The organism is Streptomyces sp. NPDC046900 (assembly GCF_040644975.1).
Taxonomy (GTDB): Bacteria; Actinomycetota; Actinomycetes; order Streptomycetales; family Streptomycetaceae; genus Streptomyces.
This window is the reverse complement of the sequence record NZ_JBEYXD010000032.1, coordinates 70,900-95,976: the sequence shown is the minus strand read 5'-3', so window position 1 is coordinate 95,976 and position 25,077 is coordinate 70,900. Positions and strand designations below refer to the sequence as shown.

Genomic DNA, 25,077 nt, shown 5'->3' with positions numbered 1-25,077 from the left:
CGGGTCCGCGGGCCCGGCGGCCGACCGCGCACCCGTCCGGACGCGGTCGCCGGGGACAAGGCCTACTCGTCCCGCGGCAACCGGGTCCACCTGCGGAAACGCCACATCAAGGCAGTCATCCCGGAGAAGTCGGATCAGGCCGCCAACCGGAGGAAGAAGGGCTCCCGGGGCGGCCGGCCCGTCAGCCACGACGCCGACCTGTACAAGGAGAGGAACACCGTCGAGCGCCTGATCAACAAGCTCAAGGCCTGGCGAGGCATCGCCACTCGGTACGACAAGACCCCAGACAGCTACCTCGCCGGCCTCCACCTGCGCGCCTCAATGATCTGGCTCAAGGACCTCACCCGGACGACCTGTTGATCACAACCAAATACGCGCCCTAGTTGGTGTTGACGGTGATCTTGCCGTCGATGATGTCCTGCTTGGCCTTCTCGACCGCCGCGACGACGTCCTTCATCGCCTGGTACTTCGGGTTGGTGTCCGCGAAGCCGACACCGCCGGACTTGAGGTCGCCGCGCTGCTCACCGGTCAGCGGCTTGCCGTCGACGACGGATTTGGCCAGGTCGTAGACCGCACCGCCGACGTTCTTCAGGGCCGAGCCGAGGATGTAGTCCTTGTACTTGGCCAGCGCGCTCTGCTCGTACTGGTCCGAGTCCACGCCGATCGCCCAGACCTTGTGCTCGGCGGCGGACTGGATCACGCCCTGACCGGAGAGGCCGGCCGCGTGGTAGATCACGTCGGCGCCCGCCGCGATCTGGCCGTTGGCCGCCTCCTTGCCCTTGTCGGGGCTGGAGAAGCCGCCCTCCTGGGGCGTCTGGGTCAGGTACTGCGACTCGATCTTGATCTTCGGGTTGACGGACTTGGCGCCCTGGTCGAAGCCCGCCTCGAACTTGTGGATGAGCGGGATGTCCACACCGCCGATGAAGCCGATGTGGTTCTTCTTGGTCGTCTTCGCCGCGGCGACACCGGCCAGGTACGAGGACTGCTCCTCGTGGAAGACCAGGTCGGCCACGTTCGACGCCTGGACCGTGTTGTCGTCGATGATACCGAAGGTGATCTTCGGGTACTTGGCCGCGACCTCCTTGACGGCCGGCCCGTAGACGAAGCCGACACCGATGATCGGGTTGTAGCCCGCCTTGGCGAGCTGCTCGAGTCGCTGCACCTTGTCGGCGTCCGACTCGTTGTCGTTCGGCTCGACGTCCCGCCCGCCGATCTTGAAGTCCTGCTCGGCCTTCTGGAAGCCGGCGAAGGCGGCGTCGTTGAAGGACTGGTCGCCCTTGCCGCCGATGTCGTAGGCCAGACCGATGCCCTTGCCCGTGTAACCGGACGAGCTCTTGCCAGAGTCGGAGTTGCTGTTCGACTCCGTGCTGGACTTGCCGCACCCAGCGGCCGCGAGGGCGATGACCGCCACGGTCACCGCAGCTTGGGAGAACCTCGTCCTCCGAGAGATCACACGCACAGCAAGCCACCCCTTCGTCCCCACGGCACCGTGACCGGCCCGCTTCCCCAATGCGCCGCCACAGCAGCGATTCCGGCGCACAGTAACGCGCGTAGAAGGGGAGGGGAACGGGGTTCCTCGCGGCCGTTATCGATTCGTGCCGCCACCGGGTCACGTTTGAGCGACGGCCGTTACCGAGGAGTGTCACAAGGGGGCGAAAGCCGCGGATCGGGAGCCGGTTCCGGCCACCTCCGTGGGTGCCCCGAGGGACACCCCGACGGCGCCCCGCGGCACCGCCCTGATGTCCCTCGGGCCCACCGCTCCGGAACCCGGGGACGCGCGGTCGGCGCCCCCGGAACCGCCCGCTCCCGTACGGTCTACCGCTCCGCGTCCAGCAGTGCCGCCGCCGTCATCAGCTCGACGCCCACGGTGATGGCGTGCTCGTCCACGTCGAAGTCGCCCTGATGGAGATCGCGGATCAGGCGGTCCCCGGGCCGGCGGACACCGAGGCGGGCCATGGCACCCGGCACGTGCTCCAGGTACCAGGAGAAGTCCTCGCCGCCGAGGCTCTGCTCGGTGTCCTCGACGGAGTGGACGCCGCGGCGCGCGACCATGGCCTCGCGCAGCAGCTCGGTCACGATGGGGTCGTTGACGACGGGCGGCACCCCGCGGATGTAGTTGATCTCGGACTTGGCCCGGTACAGGTTGGCGATCTCGTCGATCGCCGCGTGCACGAGGTCGGGCGCCTGCCGCCAGGCGTCGAGGTCCAGACAGCGCACGGTCCCGGACAGCTCCGCGTGCTGCGGGATGACGTTGGGTGCGTGGCCCGACTCGATCCGGCCCCAGGTGACGCCGAGTCCGCTCCGGGCGTCGACGCGGCGCGCGACCAGCGCCGGCACCTCGGTGGCGACACGCGCGGCGGCCGTGACGAGGTCGGTGGTGAGGTGGGGGCGCGCGGTGTGGCCGCCGGGGCCGTTCAGCGCGATCTCCAGCCGGTCGCAGGCGGAGGTGATGGGGCCGTGCCGCAGCCCGATGCGTCCCGCGTCGACCCTGGGGTCGCAGTGCACGGCGATGATGCGCCCCACACCGTCCAGGACACCGGACACGATGGCGTCGGCGGCGCCGCCCGGGAGGACCTCCTCGGCGGGCTGGAAGACCAGCCGCACGGGCTGCGGCAGCCTGCCCTCGCGGTGCAGTGCGGCGAGGACGAGTCCGGCGCCGAGGACGACCGTGGTGTGCACGTCGTGCCCGCAGGCGTGCGCGCGGTCGGGCACGGTGGAGCGGTAGGCGCAGTCGGTCTTGGTGTCGGGGATGGGGAGCGCGTCGATGTCGGCGCGCAGGGCGAGCATGGGGCGTACGCCGTCCCCGTCGCCGATGTCGCAGAAGAGCCCGGTACCGGCGTCGAGCACACGCGGCGCAAGTCCGGCCTTCTCGAGGCGTTCCTTGATCGCGGCAGTCGTGCGGAACTCCTGATTGCCGAGTTCCGGGTGCATGTGCAGGTCGCGGCGGAAGGCGACAAGTTCAGCGCGCAGTGCCTCGGGCAGCGCGCCGGGGAGCAGGGCGTCCCCGGGGTGATCGGCCTCGGACTCTCTGGACATCAAATGGTTCACCCTTTGAAGGGTAGGGCGACCGAGCGGTCGACCGGCCCTCGATGGCGAAACTTCAGCCCCTCAGGCGAAGAAAAGTCGGCCGCCCGCCGCATATCCGGCGGTTGGGATGGGTACACTCACCCGGCTTTTCCGGGCGGTGGGATCAACGGATGTCGACCGGGTCCGTCGGGGTGGCCGCGGAGCCGTCCGGCGCCGCGGAGGGCGCCCCGTGATCCCTGCACGGGACCGCTCCCGAGTCCGAGCGTCCCGTCGCGGGGAACGTCCGGAGGACCGGGCTCCATTCCCGCGTACCCCACGGATACCACGCCACGCCCCCGTTCCTCTCCCTTAAGCACCGCTCCATACGCCGGTTCGGCTTCCAAGGCCGAGACCGACGTCCACATGGCGGGACGGTGAACCCTCGAAAGCCCGCCCCCGGTCCCCCGTCCGGCCGAGTAGCGTGCGCCAGCGTGAACGCCCAGGAACCGGACTTCATACGCGCCACACGGGTCTCGTACGACGCCATGGCCCCCCACTACGCCGCCCGTTTCCCCGACGGTCTCGCCACCCGCCCGGTGGACCGTGCCCTGGTCACCGGGTTCGCGGACCTGGTGCGGGAACACGGTCCCGCCCCGGTGGCCGATCTGGGCTGCGGCGCCGGTCATCTCACGGCGAGACTCCACGCCCTCGGGGTGCCCGTGTTCGGGGTCGACGTGTCCCCCCGCATGGTGGCCCTGGCCCGGCGCACGCACCCGGATGTCCGCTTCCATGTGGGCACGATGACGGCCCTGGACCTGCCTCCCCGGACCCTCGGCGGCATCGCCGCGCTGCACTCGATCATCCATGTGCCGCAGGAGTACCTGCCCACGGTCCTCGCCGAGTTCCACCGGGTCCTGACCCCCGGCGGGCACGCCCTTGTGGCGTTCGAGACAGGTGACGATGAACACGTAGCGGCGACGGAGGGCCTCGGGCACCAGATGGCCCTGGACCACCACTGGCACGCCCCCGACACGATCGCGGCACATCTCGCGAAGGCCGATCTGCCCGTCCGGGCGTACACGCTGCTGGAGCCGGAGGCGGACGGGAAGCGGCAACGTGCCTTCCTGCTGGCCGGCAAGCAGCAGGACGCTCAGGACGACGGGGCCTGAGGAGCCCCTGAAGGCTCCGGCGGGGCGCCACGGGCCCCGGAACGGGGCCGCCCGGCCGGTCGGCGAGAAGCGCCGAGGGGCCGGGCGGAGGCGTACGGAGTCGGCGGCTGGTCCGCCCCTCGGGCTCAGTGCCGGCGGCCGGTCCGCACCTGCGGCTTGGCAACGGCGACGGGCGCGCAGACGCCGGCGGCCGGTCCGCGGCACCGGCTCAGCATCGCGTCGGACGCCGGCGGCCGGGCCGCGCCTCCGGCTCAGCGACGGCGACGCGCGCGGAGACACCGGCGGCCGGTCCACACCACCGGCTCAGCGACGGTGACGGGCGTGGCCGGGCCAGCGGTCGGTTCGCGCCTCCGGATCGACGACGGCGACGGGCGCGCAGACGCCGGCGGCCGGTCCACACCACCGGCTCAGCGACGGCGACGGGCGTGGCCGAGCCGGCGGTCGGTTCGCGTCTCCGGCTCAGCGACGGCGACGGGCGTGGCCGAGCCGGCGGTCGGTTCGCGCCTCCGGCTCAGCGACGGCGACGGGCGTGGCCGGGCCGGCGGTCGGTTCGCGCCTCCGGATCGACGACGGCGACGGGCGCGCAGGCGCCGGCGGCCGACCCGCCGTTCGCGCACCGTCGCTCTCTCCCGCGGCGGGCACGCGCCGACTGTCGCGGTCTATGTTCCTCGACCGGGCAACGGAGCGCGAGCCGCCGGGATGTCGTCCGGACCTGCGCCGCCGGAGCGGTCCGTCAGCCGAAGCGGCCCTCCACGTAGTCGGCGGTCCGGGGGTCCGTCGGGTTGGAGAACATCGCCGGTGTCGGTCCGTGCTCCACGATGGCGCCGGGGGTGTTCTGTTCGGCCAGGAAGAAGGCGCACTGGTCGGAGACGCGAGCGGCCTGCTGCATGTTGTGGGTGACGATCACAATGGTCACCTCATGGGCCAGTTCGCGGATGGTCTCCTCGATACGGCGCGTGGAGGTGGGGTCCAGGGCCGAGCAGGGTTCGTCCATCAGCAGGACCTGCGGGCGCACGGCGAGAGAGCGGGCGATGCACAGACGCTGCTGCTGGCCGCCGGAGAGCGCGCCACCCGGCTGGCGGAGGCGGTCCCTGACCTCCTTCCACAGGCCTGCCTTGGTCAGGCACTCCTCCACCAGGTCGTCCTTGGCGTCGCCGCTCACCCGGGTGCCGGTCAGCTTCAGACCGGAGGTGACGTTGTCGTAGATCGACATCGCGGGGAACGGGTTCGGCTTCTGGAAGACCATGCCGACCTTCCGCCGCGCCTCGGTCAGCCGCTGCCCGTGGGCGTAGATGTCCTGGCCGTCGACCAGGACCTCGCCGGCCAGCGAGGCGGACGGGACGAGTTCGTGCATCCGGTTGAGGATGCGCAGGAACGTCGACTTGCCGCAGCCGGAGGGGCCGATGAGTGCCGTGACCAGGCCGGACGGCATGGTCAGCGACACGCGGTCGAGGACTTTGTGGTCGCCGAACCAGGCCGAGATCTTGCGGGCTTCGAGAGACGCTCCGGTCACTTCGGCCGCCGCGACCGGGGGCAGGGGCAGCGTGGTCTCGGTCTGGATTGTCTGGTCGGTCACGGCTTGTCCTTCATCAGCTTCAGCGGTGGGGTACTCGGTCACGGCAAGGGGTCACAGCAGGTTGGGCAGGAGCAGCATCGCCTGGTCGGCGACCATCAGGCCCAGCGCGCCCAGCAGCGGGACACCGACCACCCAGGTGTGCGGCCGGCCCCAGCGGGCGTGCGCCCAGGCGAGGGCCGCGGCGGCCAGGACGAGGGCCTGACCCCACAGCACGAGCGGCAGCCAGGCCGTCTGCTGGGATGCCATCGGCTTCTCGTCGTCCGGCAGGGAACCGGAGGCGACGGCGGGCGCGGGGGTGGGCTGGGCGGTGGAGACCAGGTCCGCGTCCACCCGCAGGATGCCCCGGGGCACGAAGGGGGTGCCGTCGGCCGTGATGAGCGTGAGGCGCCCGTGGCCCTCGGCCGGTGCGGGCGGCTGGGGGTCGCCGGACCGGCGCGGCCCGATGACCCGGTAGGTGTGCTTGCCCTGCCCCGTCGTGAGGGTGAGGGTGTCGCCGGTGCTCAGCTCGCCCAGCCGGCGGAAGGGTCCCCCGTACGTCGCCTGACGGCCCATGATCACGCTGACCCCGGACTGACCGGGCAGCGGCGTGTCCCGGCGGTGACCGGGGCCACGGGACAGGTCGTCGGCGGTGGTGCCCTCGCGGACCACCTCACGCAGGTGGAGCGCGGGGATCTCCAGGAGCGCCACGGGCTCACCGGGGTTCGGCGCGCGACCGCCGCCGGTGGACCGGCCCACCGGAGCGACCCCATTGGCCAGGGCGGAGCGGAAGCCGGCGTAGTCGACCTGGCGGTCGCGGGCGTGCCGCAGATCGCTGACCAGGCCGGCGTCGGCGACAAAGCCGAGCAGCAGCGCGGCGAGGATGCTCAACGCGGCGCTGAGAATACGCAGTCCGGGCCCGGCGGCCGGGCGTGCCGGACGGGGGGGCCGGACCCGGCCGGGCCCGGCAGCCGACGTGTTGTCGGCTGCCAGGGTCCCGGACGGGGAGGCGGTCGGTGCCGTCATCCGATCTTCACCGACGCCGTGGTTGCGGTGCCCTTGCTGTACCCGGTGCGCTTCGCCGTGATCGTCACGGTGAGCTTGTGACCGCGGTCCGAGCGGGTGGCGGTGTACGTCGAGTGCGTCGCACCGCTGATCGTCCAGCCGTCACGCTTCCAGACGTAGCTGTACGACGTGGCTGACGGGGACCAGGACCCGGGACGGGCCGTCTGCCGGTAGCCGACCCGGTGGGTGCCGGCGATCGAGGGCTTGGCCACGTTCTTCAGGGCGGGGCCGACGGCCACGGTCACGGACGGGCTGGTCGAGGCCGTGCTGCCCGTGGTGTTCGTGGCGGTCGCCCGGCAGGCGATCTTGTGCGCGTAGTCGGTCGAGGTCAGCCCATGGGTGCGAGCGGTGGCGCCGCTGACCGTCTTGCCGTCACGGAGCCAGGCGTACTTGGTGGACGACGCGCCGCTGAACGACACCGAGCAGGTCACCGTGGAAGCGACCCGCACCGTGCCGGTCACCTTCGCGGCCGTGACGACCGCCGGGGGCTTGATCTTGACCGTGTACGAGAGCGGAGCGGACGCCGAGGCGCCGTACACCGCCGGGTCGGACGGGGTGAACGCGGCCTTCAGCGTGTGGGTGCCGACGGCCAGGGCGCTGGTGGTCAGGGTGGCCGTTCCACCGGACACGGCGACCGGGGTGCCGAGCTGGGTCGTCCCGTCGAGGAAGCGCACCGTGCCGACCGCGGCAGCCGGGGCGACGGTCGCCGTCAGCTTCACGGCCGTCCCCTGCACGGCCGAGCTCGCCGGGCCGGCCGCGAGCGTGGTGGTCGTGGCGGTGACGGGCGCGGTGTTCTGGTACGTGGTGTTCGAGGTGAACCAGATCGGCGCCGTGAAGTCGCCGAGGCTGGTGCCGTTGAACGCCGTGCGGCAGGTCAGCGTGAAGTCGTAACGGCCCTCGAGCGTGGTGAAGCCGGCCACGTTGGCGTAGTCGCGCATCGTGAACGTGAGCGGCACCTCCATGCCACCGTTCGGCGCGGTGTTGTAGATGGTGGTCGGCGCGTTGCCCACCACGTTCTGGCCACCGTCCGGGAAGCCCTTGCCCTTCACCGTGACGATGATGTTGGTTGCGGTGTCCGGGCAGGCGCCCGAGGTGGTGAGGAGGATCCCCTGGGTGTCCGTGCCGGTGGCCGGGGTCACTTCCATCGAACCGATGACGTCGGCCTCAGCACCGCCGGTGCCCAGCACGAACGCTCCGGCGGCGAGCACGGACACGAGCGTGGCCGCCAACGAGCGGCGTACAGCCTTGACATGCATGATGTGTCGTTATCTCCCAGTCTTTTCCAGCTCAGCTGTTCGAGGTGTCGGCGGTGGGGAAGTCCTCACGCGCACGGGCGCGGCGGACGACGACGACACCCGCGAGGACCAGCGCGGCCGACAGGGTGCCGAGCACGCCCGCGTTGACGCCGGTGGCCGCCAGGGAACCGCCGTTGCCCGAGCCGCCGGACGCACCACCGTTGACGTTGGTCGAGATGTCCTGGGACCCGTCGCCCGTCGAGGTGTCCGTCGGGGTGGCGGTGTCGGTGGGCACACCCGTGTCGGTGGGCACACCCGTGTCGGTGGGCACACCCGTGTCGGTGGGCTCACCCGTGTCGGTGGGAGTCGCGGTGTCCGTCGGCGTAGCCGTGTCCGTGGGGGTCGCGGACGTGCTGGACGTGTTCGTCGGCGAGCTGGTCGGACCGGCCGGGTCGGTGGCCTGGTACGCGGTGTTCGAGGTGAACCAGATCGGCGCCGTGAAGTCGCCGAGGCTGGTGCCGTTGAACGCCGTGCGGCAGGTCAGCGTGAAGTCGTAACGGCCCTCGAGCGTGGTGAAGCCGGCGACGTTGGCGTAGTCGCGCATCGTGAACGTGAGCGGCACCTCCATGCCACCGTTCGGCGCGGTGTGGTACGTGGTGATCGGCGAGTTGCCCACCACGTTCTGGCCACCGTCCGGGAAGCCCTTGCCCTTCACCGACATGATGATGTACGACGCGGTGTCCGGGCAGGCGCCCGACGTGGTCAGCGACATGCTTTGCGTGTCGGTGCCGGTCGGCGGGGTGACCTCCATCGAACCGGCGTCCGCGGCCGAGGCCTGGACAGCGGTCACCGCGGTGACGAGCAGCCCCGCCACGCCGCAGGCCGCGATCAGCGAGCCGACGCGGACGGCGGCCGCCCGGGACATCCGGGAACTGTGGGGTGTGAAGGACACGGTGTATCTCTCCCTTGGCAATGGGTCAGGACGTGGTGGCGGTGGTGTTCACTCGCCGGTGTCGGTGTTCGGTTGCTCGGTCCGGGCTCGGCGGCCGCGCACCCACAGGGCGAAGCCCGTCAGGAGCGCGAGGAGGAAGACGGTGAATCCGCCGACCGACCATGCGGTGAGCGCGGTGCGGGAGCCCTGGTCGGCGCTCGACTGCACTCCGTTCAGGGACGCGGCGCCCGGACTCCCCGGGCCGCCCGGCACGGCCGACGGTGCGGTCTGCCCCGGCTGTCCGGCCCCCGGTGCCGCCTGGGACGACGGAGCCGTCCCACCCGGAGCCGGTGCCTCGGAGGCAGGACTCTGCGGGACCGCCGCCTTGGGGAGCGTGACCTTGGTCCCGTCCTTGTACGAGGTGTTCGTGGCGAACTGCAGCGATCCCGTGAAGTCCCGCGTGCTCCGCAGGTCGAAGGGGCCCTTCAGGCAGCTCACGGTGAAGGTGTAGGTGCCGCGCAGGGTCGTGAACCCCACCATGGTGGCGTAGTCCCGCATGGTGAACGTCAGCGGAATCGCGAGGCCGCCGGCCGGCACCTCCGGATACGTGGTGAGCGGCGCGTTGCCGACGACGATCTTTCCGCCGCGCGGAAAACCCGCTCCGGTGACACGGGCGATGACGTTGGTGGTCTTCGCGGGGCAGGGCGCGTCGGCGGTGAGGGTGATGGGCTGGGTGTCGGTGCCCTTCGCCGGGGCGACCGCGAGCTTCCCCGCGTCCGCGGCCCGTGCGTCTCCCGGTGTGCCCGCCACGACAGCGCCGGCGGTCAGCAACGCGACCGCCGCCAGGCCGACCGCCTGCTTCGCACCGGACTTCTTGCCGATCGTGCGCGTGGACTTGGTGGCGGTCCCGGTCGGGGGGTTCCGGCGACGTCGGCGGCGTACCAGCCACACCGTGGCGGCGCCGGCGAGGACGAGCAGCACGGCGAGCAGCGCCCAGGGCACGGCGGAGAAGGCCACGGTGCGGGTGACACGGGGGAGGATGCGGAACTTGACGTCGCCGCGCACAGGCTGGGGGTCGACCATGACCGTCGCGGTGTCGCGGAACGCCGGGAAAACGCCGGTGGCCGTCGTCGTCATCGTCACGGCGTCGCCCGGAAGCAGTTCGGGGAGATCACGGAGCTTCGCCACCTTCGCCGTGCCGCCGAAGGCGTCGCGGACGCTGACCGCCTGATGGGCCGCCAGCCGCACGTTGCCGGTGTTGCGGACGGTGTACGTCACGGTCGCAGAGCCGCCGCCGAAGGGGTTGGCGGTGCCGTGGTACTCGGTGTGCAGGTTCTCGACGGCGAGCCGGGACGTGATCTCACCGGAGACACGGAGGTAGATACGCGCGCCGACCCGCTGGTCGACGGCGACCTTGTTGCCCTTCTTGTCGGTGGCCGAGGCCGCGAGCGAGGCGACGATGCCGCCGGTGTGATCTCCGGGGGTCGCCTTCGTCGGGACGGTCAGGGTGAAGGGCACGATGACTCGGGAGCGGGCGGGTATCTTCACCCGGTTCTTGGCCAGCTTGACCCAGGCACCGGCGTCAGTGGGCTTGCGCTTGGCGGCGTAGAGGTCGAAGCCACCGTCGGCGGTGGTGAAGGCGTCCTGTGCGTACACCTTCAACATGAGGGGCTTCGTGCCGTAGTTGAAGACGGCGATGTGGTCCTTGACGATGGCGCCCGGGGTGGCGCCGTACGAGAAGTTCGGCCGCGCGTCGGGCTTCTTCGCGGCCGCGGGCTGGACGCCGAACGTCGTACGTCCCGTACCCCCGTGCCCCGCGTCGCTCCGTTGCGTGGCCGGTGCGGTGGCCGAAGCGGCCGCGGCCGGAAGGACGGCGAGAAGGCAGGCGGCCAGGAGGGCGGCGATGCGGCGGGCTGAGGTGGTGATCATGTCGGGTCGTCCGTTCGGGCGCGGGCGGTACCTGGTGTGCGGAGGGGCGGAGGTGGCCGGGACGGGCATCACTGCCCGTCCCGGCCCGGGGCGGATCCTCAAAGGGGCTGAGGTTCTGCCCCGTCACCCAGCGGCCCGGATCAGATGGCCGTCAGGGTCAGCGTGGCGGTGTAGGTGCCGGCCACAGTCGAGGTCGGCACGTTGAAGGCCAGGTCGGCGCCGAGGTGCGCGGTGCCCAGACCGGTGCCGTTGGCCAGGGAGTGGGAGGCCTTGAGGCCGGCCGCACCCGAGTCGGAGGGAGCGACACCGTGGGCCGCGTCCACCGACGAACCGGCGGTGACCGTCTGGGACGTGCCCTTGTCGATCACCTTCGGGGACCAGCCGAGGTTCTGGCCGTTGATCTGGTGCGAGCCACCGTCGGAGAAGTCGGTCACCTGACCGCTGACGGACCAGCCCGGGTTACCGGCGCGGGTGTCGGTCAGCGTGACCGGGTTGATCGCGCCCGCGGTGGTGAGCAGGTCGCCGTCGGCGTTCAGCTGCGGAGAGGGCAGCGTGACGTGCGGGTTGTCGACGCTGATGACCAGGGCACCGGACTGCACGGTGGTGGTGATGTCCTCGGAGGCGGTGACGCCCTTGAAGGCACCGATCACGTACGGGACGGCACCGGAGGTGGATCCGGCGTACGCGTCGGGGTTCGTCGGGACGAAGACCGCCGTGAAGGAGTGGTCACCCTCCGGCAGGCTGCTGGTGCTGAAGGACGCCTGGCCGGCCGCGACCGGCACGGTGCCCAGCGTGGTGGTGGTGCCGCCCACGGTGTCCTGGAACTTGATGGAGCCGGCCGCCGAGGCGGGCGACACCGAGGCCGTCATGTTGACGGGGCTGAACTTGTCCGCCGAGCCCTCGGGGGAGACGGCCAGCGCGGTGGTGGTCGGGGTCGCCGGGGCGGCCTCGACGGTGTAGTCGACAGCGCTGGACGTGGAGCCGTTGAAGGCGGTGCTGGTCGGGGTGAACACCGCGGTCAGCGAGTGGTTGCCGGCACCGAGGGCGCTCGTGGTGAGCTGCGCCTGGCCGCCGGAGACGGTCACCGGGTTGCCCAGAGCCGCGCCGTTGTCCTTGAACTGGACCTGGCCGGCGGCGCCCGCGGGCGCGACGGACGCGGTCAGCGTCACCGGGCTGCCCGCGGTGACCGGGGAGTTCGGGGACACCGCGAGGGAGGTGGTGGTGTCGGTCTTCACGGCCGGGTCGGTGTCCTGGTACGTCGTGTTGGACGTGAACCAGATCGCGGACGTGAAGTCACCCTGGCTGGTGCCGTTGAACGCCGTGCGGCAGGTGATGGTGAAGGTGTACTTGCCCTGGAGCGTGGTGAAGCCGGCAACGTTGGCGTAGTCGCGCATCGTGAACGTCAGCGGGATGATCATCCCGCCGTTCGGGTCCGTGTTGTAGGTGGTGATCGGCGAGTTGCCGACCACGTTCTGGCCGCCGGCCGGGAAGCCCGAACCCTGCACCGTGGCGATGATGTTGGTCGCGGTGTCCGGGCAGGCGCCCGACGTGGTCAGCGACATGCTCTGCGTGTCGGTGCCGGTCGACGGGGTGACCGTGGCCGTACCGATCTCGGCGGCCTGCGCGGTGTTGGCCATGACCAGGCCACCCGCCATCGCGGCGACCAGGCTCGCGAGACCGCCCACCAAGGCCCGCGAGAGAGTTTTCTTCAGCACTGTCGTGCTCTCCTTCTAAGAGGATCTAGTGAAGAAATGGGAAGGTCAGGGGGTCTGCTTGCTGGTGTCGCCGCAGTTCGGGTTGGCCGCGAAGCCGTAGGTGTTGATCACCGAGGTCTGCTGGCAGATCGCGGAGTTGGGGCCAACGAAGACGGCGTTGTACGGCGCCGTACCGATCTTGCTGGTCGGAATGACGTTGTAGACGTCGCGCTTCACGCCGAAGTTGCTGTTGAGGACGTTCGGCGCGAGACCGTCGATCGTGCCGAGGATGGCCCGGCCGCGGAGGTCGGGGATGGTCTGCGAGGCCTGCGCGTTGTACTGGGCGATGGAGAACGGGGCGATCGAGGTGTCGTCGATGATGCGGCCGTCGTGCTCCTCGACGATGGAACCGTTCTTGTGGTCCTTGATGCAGGGGTAGACGCCGGCGACCACGTCGGCGTCCGTGATGCCCATCTGGGACTCCCAGAAGCTACGGGTGCCGGAGCCCGCCTGCGGCAGGTACGGCGTGAGGCTGTAGTTGGGGCCGGTGCCCACGAAGTTGGGGTCGCAGTGGTAAATGGCCTTGAGGTCGGCCAGGCTGAGCTTGCGCGGCACCACGCCGGTGGCCGTGATCGCGTAGGTCACGGCGTCCACGGCGAACGGCACATAGGTCAGGCCCGGGCTGGCGGCGGCCAGGTTGAGGCTGGAGGAACGCGCGAAGTCCACGCAGCCGTCGCCGGCTCCACCGTTCGCCTGCAGCGAGTTCAGCAGGGCGGTGCGGCCCGCGCCGGAACCGTTCGGACGGGCGAGGGTGCAGCCCGGCTTGGTGGCGGGGTCCTTGGTGGTGATCTGGGCCGTGCCGACGGCGTTGTACGAGCCGAGGACCTTGGTGCCGTTGATGGTGATCTGGCCGGCCATGGCGTTCATCACGTCCTGCGTGGTGTCGGAGCCGACACCCGCGAGCTGACGGTAGGTGGGCGTGCCGGACGGGTCGGCGGACGCCTGCTGGGCGCCGATGGCACCCGTAAGCAGACCGGCGATGCCCACGGCGGTGACGGCTGCCATTCTCTTGTTCACGTGCGATACCTCTCGGGTTAGGCTTTTGCCGGGTGATGCCCGGCGCGGTGTTCGGACAGTTCGTTGGCGCGGACCTGTCGGTGTTTCGGGTTCGGGCATCACCTCTCTTGTTTCGGGGACGTCTTGTCCCTGGTGCGCCAGGCCGCGACGCCGGCCGCGAGGCGCGGCACGACCGTCGGAAGGACGGGGCCGCAGATCGCAGCGGCGATGCCGGTGACCAGGGCGATCAGTAGGGCGTAGCGCACGGCGCCGAGCGCCCAGTGCGGGGTCCGGAGCAGCGGGCTGCCGGAGGCGGCAGCGGGCGCGGTGGACGGCGATCCGGACGGTATGGAGGAAGCTGACGGGGAAGCCGCGGTGCTGCTGGCCGCGCTTGAGGGCTCGCCGGACGTTCCGGCACCGCCGCCCGAGCCCGTGGTCCCGCTGTTGCCCGTTCCGCCCGTGCCGTTGCCGCCCGTCCCGCCGTCGGTCGACGGGGTGGACGGCTTGGTGCCGGCCCGGGTGGCGATGGCGTCGGCAGCCGCGCGGGTCTGGGCGCGGACTGCCGCAGGCAGCGGGACGTAGCCCGCGGGCAGGGTTCCCGACGACACACCGGGCCGCTGCCCGTTGCCCACCGCGTACCGCAGCAGGGCCGCGTAGTCCTGGCCCTCCGCCTTGGTGAGCTTCTCCGGCACGGTCGCGCCGTAGGTGAGCAGCGTGAGCGGGTAGGCGTCAGGACTCTTCGTGGCCGGGTCGGGGCTGAGCACCCCACTGACCCCACTCGGCTTCATCGCCGCCTGCGCGGCGAGCAGTCCCCGGGTGTCGGGGGCGACGAAGCGGCCGGCGGCGTTCTGCAGCTTCGCCGTCACCAGGCCGTAGCGCGCCGCGGTCGCGGTGTCGGTGAGGGCGAGGACGGCCCGCTTGCCTGCGGCCTGGGGCGGGTCCTTCTTGTAGGCGGGGGGCGTGAGCGTGTTGTCCCAGGAGGTGCGGGCCTGCGTGTCTCCGCGTGCGGCGCCCCGGGCGGCCGAGTGCAGGTCGGAGGCGTACGGGTGCTTGTCCTGGATGCACAGCGGGTTGTCGGGATGGTCGTCGAACGTCTGGCAGAACGGGTCGCTCTTCGGGAACTCCTCCCGGGGCAGCGCCATCTTCCGGTAGTTCGGGTTGACCTTCATGCCCGAGAAGGCGGGGTCGCCGTACCGCCCCTCGTTGTCGGGAGTGCCGTTCAGGAACTCCCGGGCCGCCGGGTCCTGGCCCAGCCAGGTCCACAGGTCCCATGCCGCGTCGGACAGGGCCTCGGGCACGAGCACGTCGCCCATGCGGCCGGGGAAGTCGAGGTCCTTGTAATCGGGGTTGTACTTGAGGAACTCCGGGTCGCGGCCCAGGTTGAAGGGATTGCTCTCGGTGCTCTTCGCGAAGCGCGAGTTGCCGTCCTGGTACGACTCCGTGAGCAGCTTGGCGACCAGGCGCGGGGTGAGGTTGAGCGAGGTCAGCCGTGCACCCTCGCGCGCCCTGACCTCGGCGGACGCATTGAATCCCGCCTGGCTCTCGATGAAGAAGCCGATGGTCAGACCCGACAGCGAGACGGGCGCGTACACCGGTTTCTGGTCGAACGGAACCTGGTCGCCTGTGGCCGGGCGGCCGAGGAAGACCATCCCGGGCGTGCCGGAGACCAGCTTGGCGCGGGCGGTGTCGTCGGTGACCTGTGCGTAGCCGTAGATCGTCTTGCTCGAGGACTGGCACAGGGTCGGCTGCCAGCGGGTGATCGCCTCGGCGACCATCTCGTTGCCGAGCGTGCTGCGCTCGTCGGCGCCGATCGGGCAGAAGCTGCCCATCGGTTCGAATCTCAGCGGAACGACGAGGCGGTGCGCCCAGTTGCTCGCGCTGAGCGGCGACGACTGGAGCATTCCGCTGGGCTGCGAGGTGTACACGCTGCCGTCCACCTCGGTGTCACCCCGGGGCACGATGACCAGCCAGCACTTCCGCCCGGAAGTCGCTCCGGACTTCCCGGCGGGTACCTCGCCGCAGCCGAGGCCGGGTGCCTCGAGTCCCGTCTGGGCCTCGAAGTAGACCTCGCCCTTGCCGTTGGGGCCGGTACGGGCGTAGGGGACCTCGTTGGTGGTGTTGACGTCGTAGAACTCGTTCCAGTTACCGAACTTGATCAACTTGCCGGCGACCGGTTGGAAGGGGACGTACGAGATGCCGGTGCTGCTCGGCGGCGGCATCTTGTCCTTCTGCGCCTCGTCCACCAACTTGCTGCCGTAGTTCAGCTGCCGGGTGTTGGTGTACGCGCCCGCGCCCTGCTGTCCCGCGACCGGGCCGGGCCCCCCTGCGGAGGAGCCGCCGAACTGGCACTGCTCGGGGTCGGGTCCGTTCTTGCCGTCGCCCCAGCACTGCATGATCTGCAGGTAGTTCGCGGCGTAGGTGGTGTCCGTGGTGGTGGGGGAGGCACCCTTCCACGTGATCTTGAGGACCTGGTTGACCAGGTTGCGGGTCTGACTGACCGTCACCTTCAGGTCGGCGTACGGGCCCTGACCGGAGACGGTCACGGGCGACGCGGAGTCGGCCGCCACGGCGGGCGAGGGAGCCGAGACCAGCACGGCGGTGCCGATCACCGAGAGCAGGGCGACCGCGACGGCGGCGGACGTGGCGACGAAGCGGCGGAGCGCAGCGATCATGACTTGCCCCGCTTCAGTCGCCGGTTGAGCAGCGGAGGCCCTACCGTGACCGCGAGCAGCAGCACGCCGGCCATGGCCATCAACGCGGTCCGGGAGCCGCTGCTGATGCTCCGGGAGGTGCTGACGGGCTGGGCGAACGCGTCGACTCCCGTGTCGCCGGCCGCGGCGCCGTCCGTCCCGACGACCTGGCCGGTGTCCGGGTCCACGGTGGCGCCGGCGCCCGCGGTGGGGGTTCCTGAGGCGCCGCCGCTGCCCTTGCCCGTGCCTGAGGACGGACCACTCGAGCCGGCGCCCGTCGTACCCGTGGTGCCGGTGCCCGAGCCGCCCGTACCGCCGGAGGAGCCTGAGTTGTTCGATCCGCCGGCGACGTTGGTCGGGGTCTTGGCCCCGCCGGTGCCGGTGGCGCACTGGCTCTGGCCCTGCTTGTCACAGGCAGGCGGGTAAGGGGCCGTGTTGGCCAGGGTGTTGGTGCCGTCGGTGGAGAAGGTGGGGTTGTGGCAGCTCTTGATGTCGATGCTCTGGACGTCGACGCCGGGAATCCTGCGGACCTGCTTGAGGCCGGCCTCCACGAGGTTCCTCGGCAGCGGCGAGTAGCCCAGGTTGTCCACGTGCTGCTGCCCCTGGCAGAGGAAGTAGTACGCGAAGGCGCCGAGCGTCTTGCCCTTCTGGTTGTTGAAGTTCGACTCCAGCTTGGTCGGGATGATCATGTAGCTGTAGCTGGAGAGCGGATAGGCGCGCGGGTCGCTGTCGTTGTAGACGTCGTCGAGGATCTGCGTCAGATAGGCGGGCGAGGAGCTGTCCTCGTTGATCCGCGCCTTCAGCAGCGCGACCGCCACGTTCTTCGCGGTCGGCTCGGTGTAGTACCCGGCCTTGTTGAGCACCTTGGCCACCGGGAAGCCGGTGGTGTAGACCGCGTACGAGTACTCGACGTACGTGATGGTGCCCACGTTGCCGGCCTGCGCCACATAGCCGGAGACACCGTTCGAGCCCGCCTGGCTCACCATGCGGCTGCCCGGGATGACCGGGTAGTTCGAGGTCGTACCGCACGGGGTGCTGCGGCCCGCGCGACGGCAGTAGTCGTCCCACAGCGACGGGTACTGCTTGCTCATCCAGGTGGTGAGCTGGGCCGTGGTGCCGGAGCCGTCGGAGCGCACCACCGGGACGACCTGGCGGGCGGGCAGGGCGTTCTTGAGCGCGGGGTTGTCGGCCTTGATGGCGGGGTCGTTCCAGAGCTTGATCTGGCCGGTGAAGATCTTGGCGATGACCGGCCCGGACAGCCGCAGGTTGGTCACCCGCTTGCCGCCGATGGTGAGGTTGTACATGAACGACGTACCACCGGCCACGATCGGCATGTACGCGTACTTGCGGGACGGCGCCGAGTCGACGACGCCCGAGTCCTTGACGCCGTAGGGGATCTCGGAGACGGCGTAGTCCACGGTTCCGTTGCGGAACTGGTTGCGGCCGTCCGACGAGCCCGTGCCGTTGTAGTTCACGGTCATGCCGTACTGCTTGACGTTGGCCCGCCACTGGTCGAGAGCGTTCTGGCTCCAGGTGGAGCCGGCACCCGAGATCGGCACGTAGGTCGCGGCGGTTGCTGGGGCGGCGCCGAACAGGAGGGCGGCCAAGAGGAAGAGAGCAGTGACGGCTCTCAGGCGTGCGAAGGGTGCCGGAGGCGATCCGGGCATGGCTGGTGACTCCTGGTCAGTGTGGGTGAGTGCGGGCCGTGGTGGTGGAGCGCGGCTATTCGGTGTCCGGGGTGCTGGCGGGGGTCCTGAGGTGGACGCGCCTGCTCATGCGTTCGGCGTCCCGGCGCGAGGCCAGCACACGCCGGTGCCGCTGGTTGCGGGTCAGCTCGCCGGGGCCGCGCCCGCCGATCACTCGGGCCAGCACGAACAGCAGCAGGACGAGAGCCATCAGCAGGGCGGCGGTGCCGAACCCCCGGACGATGTAGTTGGGCTGAGGCGAGCGCACCAGATCGAAGGTGGCCAGCGGCAGCGAGATCTGCGGCCCGTGGAGCGGGTCGGCGTTCATTCCGGCGTTGATCCCGGAGGTGAGCAGCACGGGCGAGGTCTCACCGATGCCGCGGGCGGTGCCCAGGATCACCGCGGTGGTCAGACCGGAGCGCGCGGTGGGCAGGATCACCGTCCACACCGTGCGCCACCGGCTCGCGCCCAGGGCGTACGAGGCCTCGCGCAGCGAGCCCGGCACCAGCCGGATGACCACGTCGGAGGCGCGGATGATGATCGGAAGCATCATCACACTGAGCGCCAGCGCGGCGGCGAACCCGGACTTGTCGACACCGAGGATGAGGATCACGGTGGCGTAGATGAACAGACCGGCCACGATCGACGGCAGCGCCGTCATCGCCTCGACGATGGTGCGCACGAAACGCGCGTAGCGTCCGGGCACTTCGTTGAGGAACACCGCACAGGCGAGCCCGAGCGGCACGGTGATGGTCAGGGAGATGGAGATCTGCTCCAGGGTGCCGACGATCGCGTGCAGCAGGCCGCCGTCGCTGAGCGGCTGGAGCGGTCCCGTGCTCGACATGTCCTCGGTGAAGAAGTTGAGGTGCACGAGAGCGGACTTGCCGCGCCACAGTGTGTAGACCACCACCATGACCAGTGCGCCCACCAGGAGCGCGGCCAGGCTGTGCCACAGGACGGCGGCGACCTTGTCCCGCACCGCCGTGCTGTTCTCGTCGAAGGAGACCAGCACGGCGTACAGGGCGATGAAGAGCAGGTACGCGACGACGACGAAGCCCAGGAACGCGTCGAACGGGGCGATCCAGACGAACAGCAACGTGGTCAGCGAGAGCGAGCCCACCGCCGCGCCCACCAGGGCGAACAGGTCCGAACCCTTGAAGGACGTGGTGTTGCGGCGGACTTCGGGCGTGTTGTCACGGCCGGCGGCGGTCGGCAGTACGGTCTGCCCCGCCGGCTCTTTGAGGACTTCGGTGGTCATGGTCAGGCCTCCGTTCCCACACCCGACCGGCTGCGGGCCGCGATCGTGGACGCGATGAAGTTCACGACGAGGGTCATGAGGAAGAGTGCGAGGCCGGCGGCCATCAGGGCCGACATGCCGAACTGGCTCGCGGAGCCGTAGCGCAGTGCGATCAGCGCGGAGACGGAGTTGGCACCGTTCTGCAGGATGTGCCACTGCACGGCGAAGACGGGCGAGATGATCATGTAGATGGCGATGGTCTCGCCCAGGGCCCGTCCGAGGCCGAGCATGGTGCCACCGATGATGCCGCCCCGCCCGTACGGCAGGACGACCGCGCGGATCATTCCCCAGCGGGTCGCGCCCAGCGCCAGGGCGCCCTCACGCTCTCCGGCCGGCGCCTGCGAGAAGGTCTCCCGCATCACCGAGCAGGTGATCGGCGTGACCATGAGCGCCACGACGATTCCCGCGATGAAGGTCGAGGACGTGTAGACCGTCGTCGCCTGCAGCGGGTCGCTCGGGTCGGCCCCGTCGACCTTGAAGATCGGGATCCAGGAGAAGTACGTGGAGATCCAGCGGGAGAGCCCGACCACATGCCCCTGGAGGAAGAAGGCGCCCCAGAGGCCGAACACCACGCTCGGCACGGCGGCCATCAGGTCCACCAGGCTGACCAGAGTCCGCTTCAGCCTCCGCGGCGCGTACTCCGAGATGTAGAGCGCGGTGCCGAGCGCCAGCGGCACGGCGATGGTGATCGCCGTCAGGCCGATGAGCACCGTGCCGGTGAGGACAGCGGCGATACCGAAGTGATGGGAGTCCGGCTCCCATGCGGAGGTGGTGAGGAACGACCACTTGGCGACCTTCAGCGCCTGGAACGCGCGGAAGGTGAGGAAGACACCCACCAGCAGCATGATCGCCAACACGATGGCGCCGCTGCCGCGGAGCAACCCGCGGAAGGCGAGGTCCACCGGTTCGGGTTTCCCGCGCGAGGCACGTCTCGCCTCGTCCGAGTGACCGGGTTCCGGATCGGGTTCCGCCGGTCTCCCGAGTCGGGGTATGACCACGCTCATCTCACACTCACTCCAGCCCGGTCAGGGGCATCGGTACCGTCGTCCTCGCCGGAACGGGCGCGCCCTGCGCCATCCGACTCTGCTCGGGAGAGGCCCGCCTTGGCCGGACCGGACCGGTCGCCGGAGGCCTGGCCGGACTCGTGCGGACGCGAGCCACCGATCCCCCGCGGCGCGTGCGCCGTCGGCTCCGTCAGCTCGGCGACCGGGACCGCGTTCAAGAACTGACCCACGTTGTACTGGCAGTCCCGCTGGCGCTGATACGGCCGCCCTGCGACCGCGACCGCCTGGCCGTCGATCTCCAGGCGCCAGCTCCAGCCCCCCGCCCCCTCCGACGTGGTCAGCAGCATCCTGGCGTCCGCGATCCGTTCCCGGAGCCGCTGCACGGCGGCCCGGCACTCTTCGAATCCAGCGAACGTTTCCGCGCTGCGCCCCAGTTCACGGTGGTTGGATCCGATGAGCCGCCAACCGACCGACGGTTCACCCCCCACGGGTCTTCGCTGCGCCCCGCGAACTACGTACAAGAACCGCGACGGAACCATGGAAACCACCCCCTCTCCCCTTCACCGCATTGAGCAGTTTTTCGCCAGCGGCGGAATCACCACCCAAAGCGAACCGAGAGTCGCCGAGTTCTGTACGAGCTGTGCCCACAGATGGGTAAAGGCCGAACGCAGGGGAGATGAACGAAAGAGTTCGAGGGCTTGGGGGAGATGTGGGGGAGATGTGGGGGCTTCCCGTACCGGGCGCGCACATGGCGATCACGGCCCAACGGAGGTGCACGGCAACGGGATCGAACCGAAGCGGAGTCCGTTCGGGGAGGGCGCCCCGATGACATCACCGCAGCGGCGCCAAGACGGTTGGCAGAGCGAACTCGATCACTTTTGAACGATGCCGCGCAGGCAGATGAGCATCCCGGCGACGGCCCGCCGGCGGCCGCCATGACGGCCGCCGCCGTGGCCGCCGGCCGGAAGCGGAAGACGCGGGCAGCGAAGCGACACCCGGCATGACGCCGGGCCGGCCGGGCCCGGATCAGGCGAGGAATCCGCCCTTCCGGAGCCCGGTTCGCCCTGATCCGGTCGGGCCAAGTCCCTACCGCGGGCTCCCTGTCCACGGTGCCCGCGGGGGAAACGACTCTCCCCGCGCGGCGCCTGTCGGCTCCACGCGGGGAGAGTGAATGGCCGGAGCGCGCCGGTGCGACGCGCGGCCTGGGGGGATCCTGAGGGCTCGGCGGCGCTAACCCGCCGCGACATCCTGTCCGGCGGACACATCCCGCTCCGCCGTCGAGGGCAGCCGGTCCACGTCCCGCGCCGCACCCGTGACTCCCGACAGGAAGCCCTGGGCCCGCGGCGACGCCCCGTTGGTCAGCCATGCCGGGTCGATGTCGCACACCGCCACCCGCACCTCCGTGCCGGCCAGGGCCAGCGGCAGGGTGTGGACGACCGTGGACGGGAAGCTGAGAACCGTACGGCCGATGGGACCGCGACGCGCGATCAGTTCCAGCGGCAGATCGGGGCGGACCACCTCGAGGCCGGTCCGCACCGCCAAGTTGTGCAGTTTCTCCGGACTTTCACGGCGGTGGGCGAAGTAGCGCCGCGCGCCGTGTGCCTGCGCGAGTGCCATCACCGCCTCCAGGTAGCGCTCGCCGTCCACCACGCCCGTCTCGACGAGGGAGGTGCCGACCAGGTCCGCGCCCTTGGTGATGCGCGGCGGCCCGAAGCGGGCGCGGGTGAAGGAGAAGTCGTTCGCCGTGACCGTGACCCCGGCGGGTACCTCCTCGATCGGCATCGCCGAGAAGACCTCCACCGTGCGCCGGGCGCTCGGCGTCAGACGGCGCCGCGCCGACGACGACACCGGTGCGAAGAGCAGGTCACGTGGGCCCCGGCGGCCGCCCTTGCGGTGCCAGCGCACCAGACGCTCGCCGCGGGCGAGTTGGGCGACGAACTCCATGGTCGCCGTGCCGTCGTCCACCACCACCAGTTCGCGCGCCCTGGTGATCGTCAGCAGCAGCTGGACGTAGCGGGAGAAGGGGTCTCCCATCACCACCCGGTGCGCCCGGCGCAGCAGCCGGGTGAGGCCGCCGATCGTCTGGAACGGCGCGGCCGTACCGCCCCGCGCCTCCTCCCAGCGGACCACGTAGCCCTCGTCGCGGGCCAGCTCCGCCATCCGGCGGAGCTGGCCACGGGTCATCGGGTCGGTCGGGGACAGCACCACGAGGGTGAGTCCCCCCGGCGCCGGATGTCCGGCCGCCCCCGCGTCGTCCGCCGATGTACGCCCCTCGCCGGACCGCGGGCCACCCTGTGCGGGGATCGCCGCAGGGCGCCCGGGCGCACCGCTCCCCGCCGTGCGGAGCGCGTGTGCGTGCGCCCACTCCAGCACGTTCAGGAGCTGCACGGGGCTCTCGACGAAGGCCAGCGTGTGGTGGCCGGCGGATCCGGCGCGGGGGCTCATCGGCGTACGACCGTCCCGTAAGGTGCTCAGACCGACATCGGCTCGCCGGCGGCCGCGGCGATCTCCGCCTCGGCGACGACGCCGGCCACGCGGCGCAGCTTCTTCATCGGGCCGAGCTCGGAGTCGTAGACCTTCTTCACACCGTCGCCCAGCGAGGCCTCGATGGTGCGGATGTCACGCACGAGGCGCTGCAGGCCCTGCGGCTCGACGGAGGCGGCCTGGTCGGAGCCCCACATCGCGCGGTCGAGGGTGATGTGACGCTCGACGAAGGTGGCGCCCAGGGCGACCGCGGCGAGCGTGGTCTGCAGACCGGTCTCGTGGCCGGAGTAGCCGATCGGGACGTTCGGGTACTCCCGCTCCAGGGTGTTGATGACGCGCAGGTTCAGCTCCTCGGCCTTCGCCGGGTAGGTGGACGTGGCGTGGCAGAGCAGGATGTTGTCCGAGCCGAGGACCTCGACCGCGTGGCGGATCTGCTTCGGGGTCGACATACCGGTGGACAGGATCACGGTGCGGCCGGTGGCGCGCAGGGCGCGGAGCAGCTCGTCGTCGGTCAGGGAGGCGGAGGCCACCTTGTGCGCCGGGACGTCGAACTTCTCCAGGAAGGCGACGGCCTCGGTGTCCCACGGGGACGCGAACCAGTCGATGCCCTTCTCCTTGCAGTACTCGTCGATCTGACGGTACTCGTCCTCGCCGAACTCCACGCGGTGGCGGTAGTCGATGTAGGTCATCCGGCCCCAGGGGGTGTCGCGCTCGATGTCCCACTGGTCGCGCGGGGTGCAGATCTCCGGGGTGCGCTTCTGGAACTTGACGGCGTCGCAGCCGGCCTCGGCGGCCACGTCGATCAGCTTGAAGGCGTTCTCCAGCTCACCGTTGTGGTTGATGCCGATCTCACCGCAGATGTACACGGGCTGACCGGGACCGGCGGTACGCGTACCGAACTGACGCAGACGGGAGTTGGTGCTCATGGCAGGGAGATTCCTTACTTGTCGAGGGAGTCGAGAGAGGGGCCGAGGATCCAGCTGGCGATCTCTCGGATCGCGCCGTCGCCGCCGGGTACGGTGGTGACCGCGCGTGCGGCGCCGCGCACGACGTCGTGGGCGCTCGCGACCGCCACGGGCCAGCCGACGAGGGCGAAGCACGGGAGGTCGTTGACGTCGTTGCCGACGTAGAGCACGCGCTCAGGCGCGATGCCCTGCTCCTCGCACCACTGCTTCAGTGCGAGGTCCTTACGGTCGATGCCGTGCAGGACCGGGATCTGCAGTTTTCGGCCTCTGGCGGCGACGACCGGGTTCTTCTCCGTGGACAGGATGAGCATCGTCAGACCGCTCTTGCGCAGCGCGGCGATGCCGAGGCCGTCCCCGCGGTGCACGGAGACGAACTCACGTCCGTCGGAGTCGATCAGCACCCTGTCGTCGGTCTGGGTGCCGTCGAAGTCGAGTACGACCGCGTCGATGTCGGCGCGGGTCGGCAGCGCACCGGGACGGTTCGAGTCGAAGAGCGGCGCGAGGGCCCGGGCGCGGGCCAGGTCGTGCGGATCGTCGATCTCCAGCACACGGGCCGGGTCGGTGCGCACGAGTTCGGTGTGGCCGAAGAAGCGGTGCCGGTGCTCACGCAGCCCGGCCGCGTCCATGGCGTACGCGGCGCCGGTCTCCAGCAGGTCCTGCGGGCGGTCCTGGCGGCGCGGGCGGAACGACTTGTCGTGGTTGACGCCGTACCCGCCATGGGTGCCCGTGGAGCCGGCGACCTTGGTGCTGCCGCCCATTTCGCCGGTGCGCTGCGATCCGATGACCGGAGCCGGCTCGTCCGCCGCGTCGCGCCAGATGAAGCCGTGGAACGGGGCCACGGTCAGCGCCGTGTCCGCACCGTTCTCGACGACCGCGGCGGCGACCCCGTCGATGTCCTCGCGGACGATGAACGGGCTCGTGCACTGGACCAGCAGCACCACGTCGACCGGCGAGCCGTGCAGCGCCTCGTGGGCGTCCATGGCGTGCAGGACCGCGTCCTCGGAGGTGGCGGTGTCGCCGGCGATGGCGGCGGGACGCAGCACGATCTCGGCGCCGGCCTCACGGGCGGCGGCGGCGATCGCCTGGTCGTCGGTGGAGACCACGACATCGGTGACGAGGCGGGCGGCGCGGCACTCGCGCACCGCACGGGCCACCAGCGGCGCCCCGCCGACCGGGGCGAGGTTCTTCGCGGGCACGCCCTTGGAACCGCCGCGCGCGGGAATCACCGCGAGCACACGGCGCACCGGCGCCGGGTGTCCCGCTTCCGGGTTGGACATGGGCACTACTCCTAGGGGTCCTTGGCGTGGGATGCGCT

19 protein-coding genes are annotated in these 25,077 nt (G+C 70.7%); 2 read left to right on the top strand and 17 right to left on the bottom strand.

All coding sequences use genetic code 11. From position 1 onward, the window contains the following. Positions 1-360, top strand: a 360-nt coding sequence (locus ABZ904_RS27550; RefSeq protein WP_361826006.1) for a transposase, incomplete at its 5' end; no start/stop codon positions are given. A gap of 19 nt (positions 361-379) precedes the next feature. On the opposite strand, the gene ABZ904_RS27545 is transcribed toward ABZ904_RS27550, so the two are convergent. Continuing rightward, entirely contained in the window at positions 380-1,417 is a 1,038-nt protein-coding gene (locus tag ABZ904_RS27545) for a BMP family ABC transporter substrate-binding protein (RefSeq protein ID WP_359393761.1), read from the bottom strand. Between the two features lie 398 nt (positions 1,418-1,815). Then, positions 1,816-3,036, bottom strand: a complete 1,221-nt coding sequence (locus tag ABZ904_RS27540) for a M20 family metallopeptidase (protein WP_359393763.1) — start codon at positions 3,034-3,036, stop codon at positions 1,816-1,818. A gap of 461 nt (positions 3,037-3,497) precedes the next feature. On the opposite strand from ABZ904_RS27540, the gene ABZ904_RS27535 reads away from it, so the two are divergent. After that, positions 3,498-4,175 carry a class I SAM-dependent methyltransferase gene (locus tag ABZ904_RS27535; RefSeq protein WP_360998077.1) on the top strand — a complete coding sequence of 226 codons (678 nt, stop codon included), beginning with the start codon at positions 3,498-3,500 and terminating at the stop codon, positions 4,173-4,175. Positions 4,176-4,908: 733 nt separating this feature from the next. Here the strand turns inward: ABZ904_RS27535 and ABZ904_RS27530 are convergent. The 15 genes from ABZ904_RS27530 to ABZ904_RS27460 form a co-directional block, all read right to left on the bottom strand. Next, positions 4,909-5,688 (bottom strand): phosphate ABC transporter ATP-binding protein, encoded by a 780-nt coding sequence (locus ABZ904_RS27530; RefSeq protein ID WP_360998160.1) that lies wholly within the window; start codon positions 5,686-5,688, stop codon positions 4,909-4,911. Between the two features lie 114 nt (positions 5,689-5,802). Further along, complete coding sequence (locus tag ABZ904_RS27525; protein WP_360998079.1) at positions 5,803-6,753, bottom strand: sortase; 951 nt, start codon at positions 6,751-6,753, stop codon at positions 5,803-5,805. After that, complete coding sequence (locus tag ABZ904_RS27520) at positions 6,750-8,048, bottom strand: Ig-like domain repeat protein (protein ID WP_361826003.1); 1,299 nt, start codon at positions 8,046-8,048, stop codon at positions 6,750-6,752. Before ABZ904_RS27520 ends, ABZ904_RS27525 begins: the two co-directional genes overlap by 4 nt. 31 nt (positions 8,049-8,079) lie before the next feature. Continuing rightward, positions 8,080-8,979, bottom strand: a complete 900-nt coding sequence (locus ABZ904_RS27515; protein WP_359393772.1) for a hypothetical protein — start codon at positions 8,977-8,979, stop codon at positions 8,080-8,082. A 48-nt stretch (positions 8,980-9,027) separates the two neighbouring features. Beyond that, positions 9,028-10,887, bottom strand: coding sequence for a DUF916 domain-containing protein (locus tag ABZ904_RS27510; RefSeq protein WP_361826001.1), 1,860 nt, complete (start codon positions 10,885-10,887; stop codon positions 9,028-9,030). Positions 10,888-11,027: 140 nt separating this feature from the next. After that, positions 11,028-12,602: an Ig-like domain-containing protein gene (locus ABZ904_RS27505; protein ID WP_360998086.1), complete on the bottom strand. Its 1,575-nt coding sequence runs from the start codon at positions 12,600-12,602 to the stop codon at positions 11,028-11,030. A gap of 45 nt (positions 12,603-12,647) precedes the next feature. Continuing rightward, complete coding sequence (locus ABZ904_RS27500) at positions 12,648-13,658, bottom strand: substrate-binding domain-containing protein (protein WP_360998088.1); 1,011 nt, start codon at positions 13,656-13,658, stop codon at positions 12,648-12,650. A gap of 98 nt (positions 13,659-13,756) precedes the next feature. After that, complete coding sequence (locus tag ABZ904_RS27495) at positions 13,757-16,309, bottom strand: hypothetical protein (RefSeq protein WP_360998090.1); 2,553 nt, start codon at positions 16,307-16,309, stop codon at positions 13,757-13,759. Further along, positions 16,306-17,934 carry a phosphate ABC transporter substrate-binding protein PstS gene (gene pstS / locus ABZ904_RS27490; RefSeq protein ID WP_361825998.1) on the bottom strand — a complete coding sequence of 543 codons (1,629 nt, stop codon included), beginning with the start codon at positions 17,932-17,934 and terminating at the stop codon, positions 16,306-16,308. The genes ABZ904_RS27495 and pstS overlap by 4 nt, the downstream gene beginning before the upstream one ends. A gap of 115 nt (positions 17,935-18,049) precedes the next feature. Then, complete coding sequence (gene pstA, locus ABZ904_RS27485; protein ID WP_360998094.1) at positions 18,050-19,270, bottom strand: phosphate ABC transporter permease PstA; 1,221 nt, start codon at positions 19,268-19,270, stop codon at positions 18,050-18,052. 2 nt (positions 19,271-19,272) lie between these two features. Beyond that, the gene (gene pstC / locus ABZ904_RS27480; RefSeq protein WP_359393787.1) at positions 19,273-20,211 is read right to left on the bottom strand and encodes a phosphate ABC transporter permease subunit PstC; all 939 of its coding nucleotides are present in this window, start codon (positions 20,209-20,211) and stop codon (positions 19,273-19,275) included. 98 nt (positions 20,212-20,309) lie between these two features. After that, positions 20,310-20,801 (bottom strand): hypothetical protein, encoded by a 492-nt coding sequence (locus ABZ904_RS27475; RefSeq protein WP_360998097.1) that lies wholly within the window; start codon positions 20,799-20,801, stop codon positions 20,310-20,312. 742 nt (positions 20,802-21,543) lie between these two features. Next, on the bottom strand, positions 21,544-22,758 hold the full coding sequence (locus ABZ904_RS27470) for a hypothetical protein (protein ID WP_359393792.1): 1,215 nt from the start codon (positions 22,756-22,758) through the stop codon (positions 21,544-21,546). A gap of 26 nt (positions 22,759-22,784) precedes the next feature. Beyond that, on the bottom strand, positions 22,785-23,723 hold the full coding sequence (locus tag ABZ904_RS27465) for an N-acetylneuraminate synthase family protein (protein ID WP_360998101.1): 939 nt from the start codon (positions 23,721-23,723) through the stop codon (positions 22,785-22,787). A 14-nt stretch (positions 23,724-23,737) separates the two neighbouring features. Then, positions 23,738-25,039, bottom strand: a complete 1,302-nt coding sequence (locus tag ABZ904_RS27460; RefSeq protein ID WP_359393797.1) for an N-acylneuraminate cytidylyltransferase — start codon at positions 25,037-25,039, stop codon at positions 23,738-23,740. Positions 25,040-25,077: the final 38 nt, after the last annotated feature.